Raw genomic sequence first — 6,534 nt, forward strand, 5'->3', positions numbered from 1 at the left:
TTTGCTCAACTTGATATGATTACATTAGACCAACTGGTGCCAGCGAACGATTCGGTTCATGAAATTTTGGCCGCCATTAATTAACCTCGGGCCAAAATTCCACAGGGAATGTCAAAAAGGGTGCGGAATTAAAAAATTTCGCACCCTTTTTCATACAAATTGAACTCTGCAATAATGCAGCGTTTTTTCATTCTTCCAATGCGGCTTCTTCCACTACAGGATAATGTTTCAGGAAGTAGATGAGCGACTGAAGCTCCACGGCCAGGTCAATGTGGTGAACCCTTATGGATGGAGGCACGGTCAGCCGTGCAGGTGTAAAATTCAATATTCCTTTTATATCGGCTTTGACTAGACGATCGGTTATCGTCTGGGCTACCTGTGCAGGCACGGTCAATATAGCCGCAGTAATATTATTTTCCTGCAATAGTGTATCGATTTGATCCATATGATAAATGGGCACATCAGCTATTCGCTTGCCGACCTTTTCTTCAGAAACTTCGAAAGCCATTTCAATTTTTGTATTATTATTTTTCATGAAATTGTAATTCAAAAAAGCGGTTCCTAAATTTCCTACCCCGATTAAAGCGACTTTGGTCAATTCATCTTGATCTAGTGTTTTTCTAAAGAAGGATAATAAATAATTGACATTGTAGCCGTAGCCCTTTTTCCCAAGCGCGCCAAAGTAGGAAAAATCACGGCGAATGGTAGCAGAATCCACCTTTACAGCTTCGCTTAGCTCTGCCGAGGAAACTCTTTGTTTGCCTGAGGAATGTAAGTTCTTTAAAAATCGATAATACAATGGCAACCTTTTGGCTGTCGCCTGCGGTATCTTTGGGTCATGGTTCATTGTTCTTCCCCGCCTTCACACATGCTTTTCAACTTAATCTCTATCTGTTTGTTTTACTTGTCTTTTATAATCGTTACTGGAAACTCCGCCTGTTTTCTCCACTAAGAATGTAGGCCCGATCACCATTCCCTTATCAATGGCCTTACACATGTCATAAACAGTCAAGGCAGTCACGGAGGCAGCTGTTAACGCTTCCATTTCAACACCTGTACTCCCTTTTGTCTTAGCTTCCGTTTCAATCCTTAGCCTATATCCTTGTTCTTCTTTTTCCCAATCAAAGGCTATATTGACCCCTTGCAGAGCAATGGGATGGCACATCGGAATCATATTGGATGTATTTTTGCTGGCCATTATTCCTGCAACTTGTGCAACAGCCAGTACATCACCTTTTTTCATTTTCTGGTTCGTGACCAATTCATATATTTCATCATTCAATAAAATGCTCGATTGAGCTACTGCCGTCCGGATCGTTTCAGGCTTAGCACTCACATCAACCATTTTAGCCCTGCCCTGTTCATTAAAATGCGTTAAGTCTCCCATTTAAGTAACCCCTCCTAAATCATACACTATTATTCCACTTTATGTAACAGCTTTTCTTTTAGCCTGGAACCAAGCTGTTGCCGATAATAACTAAAATACGTTACACTAACAATAATCAATTGAGGTGAAATCTATGATTTTATTACAAATCAATCAACTATCGAAATATTATGGAGCTGAACTTATTTTATCAAATATGAAGCTCGAAGTTCAAAATAAAGATCGAATTGCACTTGTCGGTCGAAATGGTGCCGGTAAATCCACTCTGCTAAAAATCATAGCCGGGCATCTTTCCCATGATGGCGGTGAAATAATCAAACCAAAGGGTGTCACCATCGGCTATATGGCCCAGGATACGGGATTGGAATCCGAACTGACCATTTGGGATGAGATGCTTACTGTATTCACGGACCTTATAGAGCAAGAAAAGGAGCTGCGTCGCCTTGAGGCTGACATGGCCAGACCGGACATCTTTGAAAACGAAACAATTTACCAAAAGGTGCTGAATGAATACGACACTTTGATGGTGGCATTCAAAGAGAAGGGCGGTTATCAATATGAAGCGGATATACGTTCCGTATTGCATGGACTTCAGTTTGCTGACTTTGACCATTCCACCCCCATTTCCACATTGAGCGGGGGACAAAAAACAAGGCTTGCATTAGGGAAACTCCTTTTAAGGAAACCGGATATATTGATTCTAGATGAGCCGACAAACCATTTGGATATCGAAACCCTCTCTTGGCTTGAACAATATTTACAAACCTACCAGGGAGCTGTCCTTATTGTATCCCATGACCGTTATTTTTTAGATAAAGTAGTCAACCTGGTATATGAGATTTCCCGGAATAACATGAAAAAATTCCATGGAAATTATAGTTCTTACCTAGAGGGGAAAGCAGAAGATTATGAACGGGACATGAAACTATTCGAGAAGCAACAAGGGGAAATTGAAAAGCTTCGCGACTTTGTCCAACGTAATATCACAAGGGCTTCCACCACGAAAAGAGCACAAAGCAGACGCAAACAGCTCGAAAAGATGGATGTATTGGACAAGCCGCAAGGTGATGAAAAATCCGCGAATTTTTCTTTCCAGATTGAAAGGCAAAGCGGAAATGAAGTACTTCACCTCCAAGGCCTGGCTATCGGATACGAAGGGGAAACGGTATCAAAGAATATAAATTCCCGGATGACAAAAGGTGAGAGCATAGCTCTTGTTGGCCCAAATGGAGTTGGAAAATCAACTTTACTGAAAACGATTATTTCTAAGTTGCCTGCACTTTCTGGGGAATTCCGTTTTGGAACGAACGTAGAAGTCAGCTACTACGATCAAGAACAGGCTAACCTTGTTTCCAATAAACGCGTACTCAATGAATTATGGGACGACTATCCCCTTAAACCGGAAAAGGACATCCGCACCGTACTCGGTAATTTCCTATTTAGCGGGGATGATGTTTTGAAAACCGTTTCCACACTAAGCGGGGGCGAAAAGGCTCGGCTTGCTCTTGCCAAAATGATGATGCAAAAAGGTAATTTTTTAATTCTTGATGAACCAACGAACCATTTGGACCTCGATAGTAAATTGGTGCTTGAAAACGCTTTGATCGATTATCCGGGAACTATTCTTTTCGTCTCACATGACCGTTATTTCATAAATCGGATAGCAACGAAAGTGATAGAGCTCTCCAAAGACGGCAACGAAGAATTCCTCGGTGATTATGATTACTATTTAGAGAAGAAACAGGAGCAAGCGGAAATCAAAGCACTTGAACAGCAGGATCAGGCTAAAACTTTAGATGCAGCTGTAGAAAAAACAAATTACAAAATTGATAAAGAAGCAAAAAAAGCAGAACGCCAGCGAAAACGGCGCATTGAGGAAATCGAGGCAGCCATGGAGCGTCTTGAAACCGAAATAAGCGAATATAATGACCTCCTTTGCGATCCAAATGTTTTTCAGGACCACGAAAAAGTGATGGAAGTCCAAACAAAGCTTGATAATGCACAGGAAAAATTGGACCAGCTGCTCGAAGAATGGGCCGAACTGGAAGAATGACAAATGACCGGGTCAATCGACTCGGTCTTTTTCACTTCAAATTAAAAAGTTATCCACAAACTTGTTAACAATTCACTTACCGTTTATTAGCCAATAATTTGAGTTATGCACATTATCCACAGAAACATATCCACTTATCCACAAAAACACCACTTTATACACATGCAGTAGGATGATCAAAAAAACTTTATCCACAGAATATTCTATTATTTTATTAACACGATAAAAAGACAGGATGCCGAAGTGTGGGATCCTGTCTTCTCGTCAATTAAAATGCTTCTATATCCAATCCAGGATTTCCGTTCAAATCCAAACCAGATCGTTTTCCTTTTTCAAACATGACACTGCCAGCAGCACCGATCATGGCGGCATTGTCTGTACAAAGATAGATGGGCGGAATGGATATATCCATAGGTAAATCCTTAAAAGCTTCCGTTAATGCTTCCCTAAGGCCTTTATTTGCCGCAACTCCTCCAGCAAGCAATACCTGCTTCACATTATATTCCTTTGCAGCTTTTACAGCTTTCATTACAAGCACTTCTATCACACTTGCTTGGAAACTTGCCGCTAAATCTTTAGGTTCGATTTTTTCCCCGCGCTGTTCTGCATTATGCAAAGTGTTGATCACCGCCGATTTCAACCCGCTGAAGGAAAAATCATAGCTGCCATCCAACCATGCCCTAGGCAGTTTTAAAGTTGGTGAGCCTTCTTGCGCAAGCCTATCGATATGAGGACCGCCAGGATAAGGGAGCCCCAATGTTCGAGCCACTTTATCATACGCCTCTCCTGCTGCATCATCCCGCGTCTCCCCTATCACCTTGAAAGAACCTGGCTCTTCTAAAAGCACCAATTCTGTATGACCTCCCGAAACGACTAAAGAAAGCGCAGGATATTCGATCTCCTGAATAAGCCGATTTGCATAGATATGACCAGCGATATGATGCGTACCGACAATTGGTATTCCATGTGCGAAAGCTACAGCCTTCGCCGCATTCACGCCTATTAATAGTGCCCCAACAAGGCCGGGGCCTTCTGTAACGGCAATGGCATCCAAGTCTTCATATGTCACACCGGCTTGCAGCAGTGCTTCTTCAAGAACAATCGTAATTTGTTCTACATGATGACGGGAAGCTATTTCAGGGACGACACCGCCAAAACGTTTATGGCTTTCAATTTGTGAAGCCACGACATTACTCAGTATCTCCGTACCATTTTTTATGACAGCTGCCGCAGTTTCATCGCAGCTCGTTTCAATACCTAATATAAATTGATCTTGTTTCATGAAAAATTCACCCACATAACATAAGCATCTTCTTGATTGTCTGTATAATAATTTTTTCGGATTCCGCCCTTTTGGAAACCTAGTTTTTCATAGAGCGAAATGGCTACTGCATTACTGACACGGACCTCTAGCGTCATCCTCACCACACCCATCGAAATGGAGATTTCAATCATCTTCCTGAGCAAAGCTTCTCCTAGCTTTTGCCCTCGGTATTCTGGCAATATCGCTATATTGGTAATGTGCGATTCATCAATGACGATCCAGGCACCGCAATAACCGGCGATTTTACCTTCATCCTCTATCACCATGTATACAGCATATTGATTATGATTCAATTCATTAAAAAAAGCTTCCCGGCTCCAAGGCAAAGTAAAGGACTGCTTTTCCACGTTTAGCACTTGGTCGATATCTTCCGTATTCATCTTTCGGAACGTCAATGTTTTACTCATAATAATCGGTCGCTTTCCTTGTTTATTTCCCCTGCTGTTCAAGCCACTTAGCCTCTGCTTCAGCCATGCGGATATAATTCGGTACAAACTGGTGAACATCCACTTCAGTCTTATCAAGACCAATGAAGGCCAGTTCGCTTGCCCTTGAATTATATGACTGTACCAGAGCAAATACCGCCAATTCCCCTAATGCATCCGTAATTGCATCCCGATGGATGTCCACATCTTGACCAACAAATAAAACAGGACGATTTAATTCCTTCAATTGACTCGCCCACTCAGAGGATAGAATATTACAATCTTCTATGACTGTCTTTAAAGAGTCCTTTTCCATTTCATATAATCCAGTATAAATCTGCCCTCTTCTTGCATCGAACAAGGGAGAGATCACCCCGTTAAAATATCGTCCATTAGCTGCTAAAACCTCTAAGCTGGAAACACCTGATAAGGGAATCTGAAGCGTCCAGGCCAAGCTTTTCGCTATCGTCACTCCAATCCTGACCCCTGTATAGGAGCCTGGACCTTGAGCGACCACAATCTTAGTCAATTCCTTCGGTTTAGTATCACAATCCCTCAGCAGTGTCTCAATTGCCGGCATGACCCGCACCGAATGATTTTTCTTTAGGTTCGTCGTATACTCACCAATTACTTGATTCTCGTTTACCAGTGCAATCCCTAATGTAAAATTCGATGTATCTATAGCTAAAACCTTCATCAAATAATCTCCTTACATAACTTTACATATCGTTCGCCTTTGGCTTCCAAAACAATACGCCGGCTGGTATCGCCCAGACGATAGATATAAATGGTCAAGATTTCCTCTGGAAGGTGATCCTTTATTAAATGGGCCCATTCAACGACAGTCACACCATCACCATCAAAATATTCATCAAAGCCTAGATCTTCTTCCGATTCACTTACCCGATATACATCCATATGATACAAAGGCAAGCGACCCATGTATTCCTTTATGATCGTAAAGGTAGGGCTATTCACCATTCTGGTAACACCTAGTCCTTTAGCCAGCCCTTTTGTGAATGCCGTCTTCCCTGCACCCAAGTCACCTTCTAATGCCAGAACATCTCCACTGGAGAGCTTTTGTGCCAATCTATGCGCAAATTGCGCAGTTTCTTCCTCACTCTGAGAAATCCATTCAACATGTTGCATATATCAATCACCTTTATCATTATTAGGAAACGTCCTATAGTTCATGTCTATAACCATAAACGCAATATTATGGAACAAAAACCATTCTATATGTAGTTTACCTTGTTTCAAAAGAAGAAACAAATAAGTTAGGGACATAATTATTCGAATTTCAGATAAAACAAAAAAACGAAACCTAAGTTTCGTTTTTTTCATG

General features: G+C 41.6%; 7 protein-coding genes. 1 reads left to right on the forward strand and 6 read right to left on the reverse strand.

Annotation, left to right across the window (positions count from 1 at the left end; all coding sequences use genetic code 11):
• Positions 1 to 187: 187 nt before the first annotated feature.
• Both IOC57_RS22765 and moaC read right to left on the reverse strand, forming a co-directional pair.
• Positions 188 to 847, reverse strand: coding sequence for a redox-sensing transcriptional repressor Rex (locus IOC57_RS22765; RefSeq protein ID WP_034306345.1), 660 nt, complete (start codon positions 845 to 847; stop codon positions 188 to 190).
• A gap of 33 nt (positions 848 to 880) precedes the next feature.
• Positions 881 to 1,387 carry a cyclic pyranopterin monophosphate synthase MoaC gene (moaC, locus tag IOC57_RS22770; RefSeq protein WP_207440830.1) on the reverse strand — a complete coding sequence of 169 codons (507 nt, stop codon included), beginning with the start codon at positions 1,385 to 1,387 and terminating at the stop codon, positions 881 to 883.
• A 133-nt stretch (positions 1,388 to 1,520) separates the two neighbouring features.
• Between moaC and abc-f the strand changes: the two genes are divergently transcribed.
• Positions 1,521 to 3,440, forward strand: coding sequence for a ribosomal protection-like ABC-F family protein (gene abc-f, locus IOC57_RS22775; protein ID WP_207440831.1), 1,920 nt, complete (start codon positions 1,521 to 1,523; stop codon positions 3,438 to 3,440).
• A 268-nt stretch (positions 3,441 to 3,708) separates the two neighbouring features.
• Here the strand turns inward: abc-f and tsaD are convergent, their stop codons facing one another.
• From tsaD to tsaE, 4 genes are read right to left on the reverse strand one after another with little or no spacing between them, the layout of a single operon-like run.
• Positions 3,709 to 4,722 (reverse strand): tRNA (adenosine(37)-N6)-threonylcarbamoyltransferase complex transferase subunit TsaD, encoded by a 1,014-nt coding sequence (gene tsaD, locus IOC57_RS22780; RefSeq protein WP_207440832.1) that lies wholly within the window; start codon positions 4,720 to 4,722, stop codon positions 3,709 to 3,711.
• On the reverse strand, positions 4,719 to 5,171 hold the full coding sequence (gene rimI, locus IOC57_RS22785; RefSeq protein ID WP_101225599.1) for a ribosomal protein S18-alanine N-acetyltransferase: 453 nt from the start codon (positions 5,169 to 5,171) through the stop codon (positions 4,719 to 4,721). Before rimI ends, tsaD begins: the two co-directional genes overlap by 4 nt.
• A 22-nt stretch (positions 5,172 to 5,193) precedes the next feature.
• A complete protein-coding gene (tsaB, locus tag IOC57_RS22790; RefSeq protein WP_207440833.1) occupies positions 5,194 to 5,886 on the reverse strand; it encodes a tRNA (adenosine(37)-N6)-threonylcarbamoyltransferase complex dimerization subunit type 1 TsaB in 693 nt (230 codons plus the stop codon).
• Positions 5,886 to 6,338, reverse strand: coding sequence for a tRNA (adenosine(37)-N6)-threonylcarbamoyltransferase complex ATPase subunit type 1 TsaE (gene tsaE, locus IOC57_RS22795; RefSeq protein ID WP_101225597.1), 453 nt, complete (start codon positions 6,336 to 6,338; stop codon positions 5,886 to 5,888). The genes tsaB and tsaE overlap by 1 nt, the downstream gene beginning before the upstream one ends.
• Positions 6,339 to 6,534: the final 196 nt, after the last annotated feature.

The sequence above is a fragment of the Bacillus sp. SD075 genome (assembly GCF_017355165.1).
Taxonomy (GTDB): Bacteria; Bacillota; Bacilli; order Bacillales; family DSM-1321; genus Peribacillus.

Coding starts and splice junctions, on each gene's coding strand:
- IOC57_RS22765 (WP_034306345.1), bottom strand. CDS start 847: ATGAACCATGACCCAAAGATACCGCAGGCGACAGCCAAAAGGTTGCCA.
- moaC (WP_207440830.1), bottom strand. CDS start 1,387: ATGGGAGACTTAACGCATTTTAATGAACAGGGCAGGGCTAAAATGGTT.
- abc-f (WP_207440831.1), top strand. CDS start 1,521: ATGATTTTATTACAAATCAATCAACTATCGAAATATTATGGAGCTGAA.
- tsaD (WP_207440832.1), bottom strand. CDS start 4,722: ATGAAACAAGATCAATTTATATTAGGTATTGAAACGAGCTGCGATGAA.
- rimI (WP_101225599.1), bottom strand. CDS start 5,171: ATGAGTAAAACATTGACGTTCCGAAAGATGAATACGGAAGATATCGAC.
- tsaB (WP_207440833.1), bottom strand. CDS start 5,886: ATGAAGGTTTTAGCTATAGATACATCGAATTTTACATTAGGGATTGCA.
- tsaE (WP_101225597.1), bottom strand. CDS start 6,338: ATGCAACATGTTGAATGGATTTCTCAGAGTGAGGAAGAAACTGCGCAA.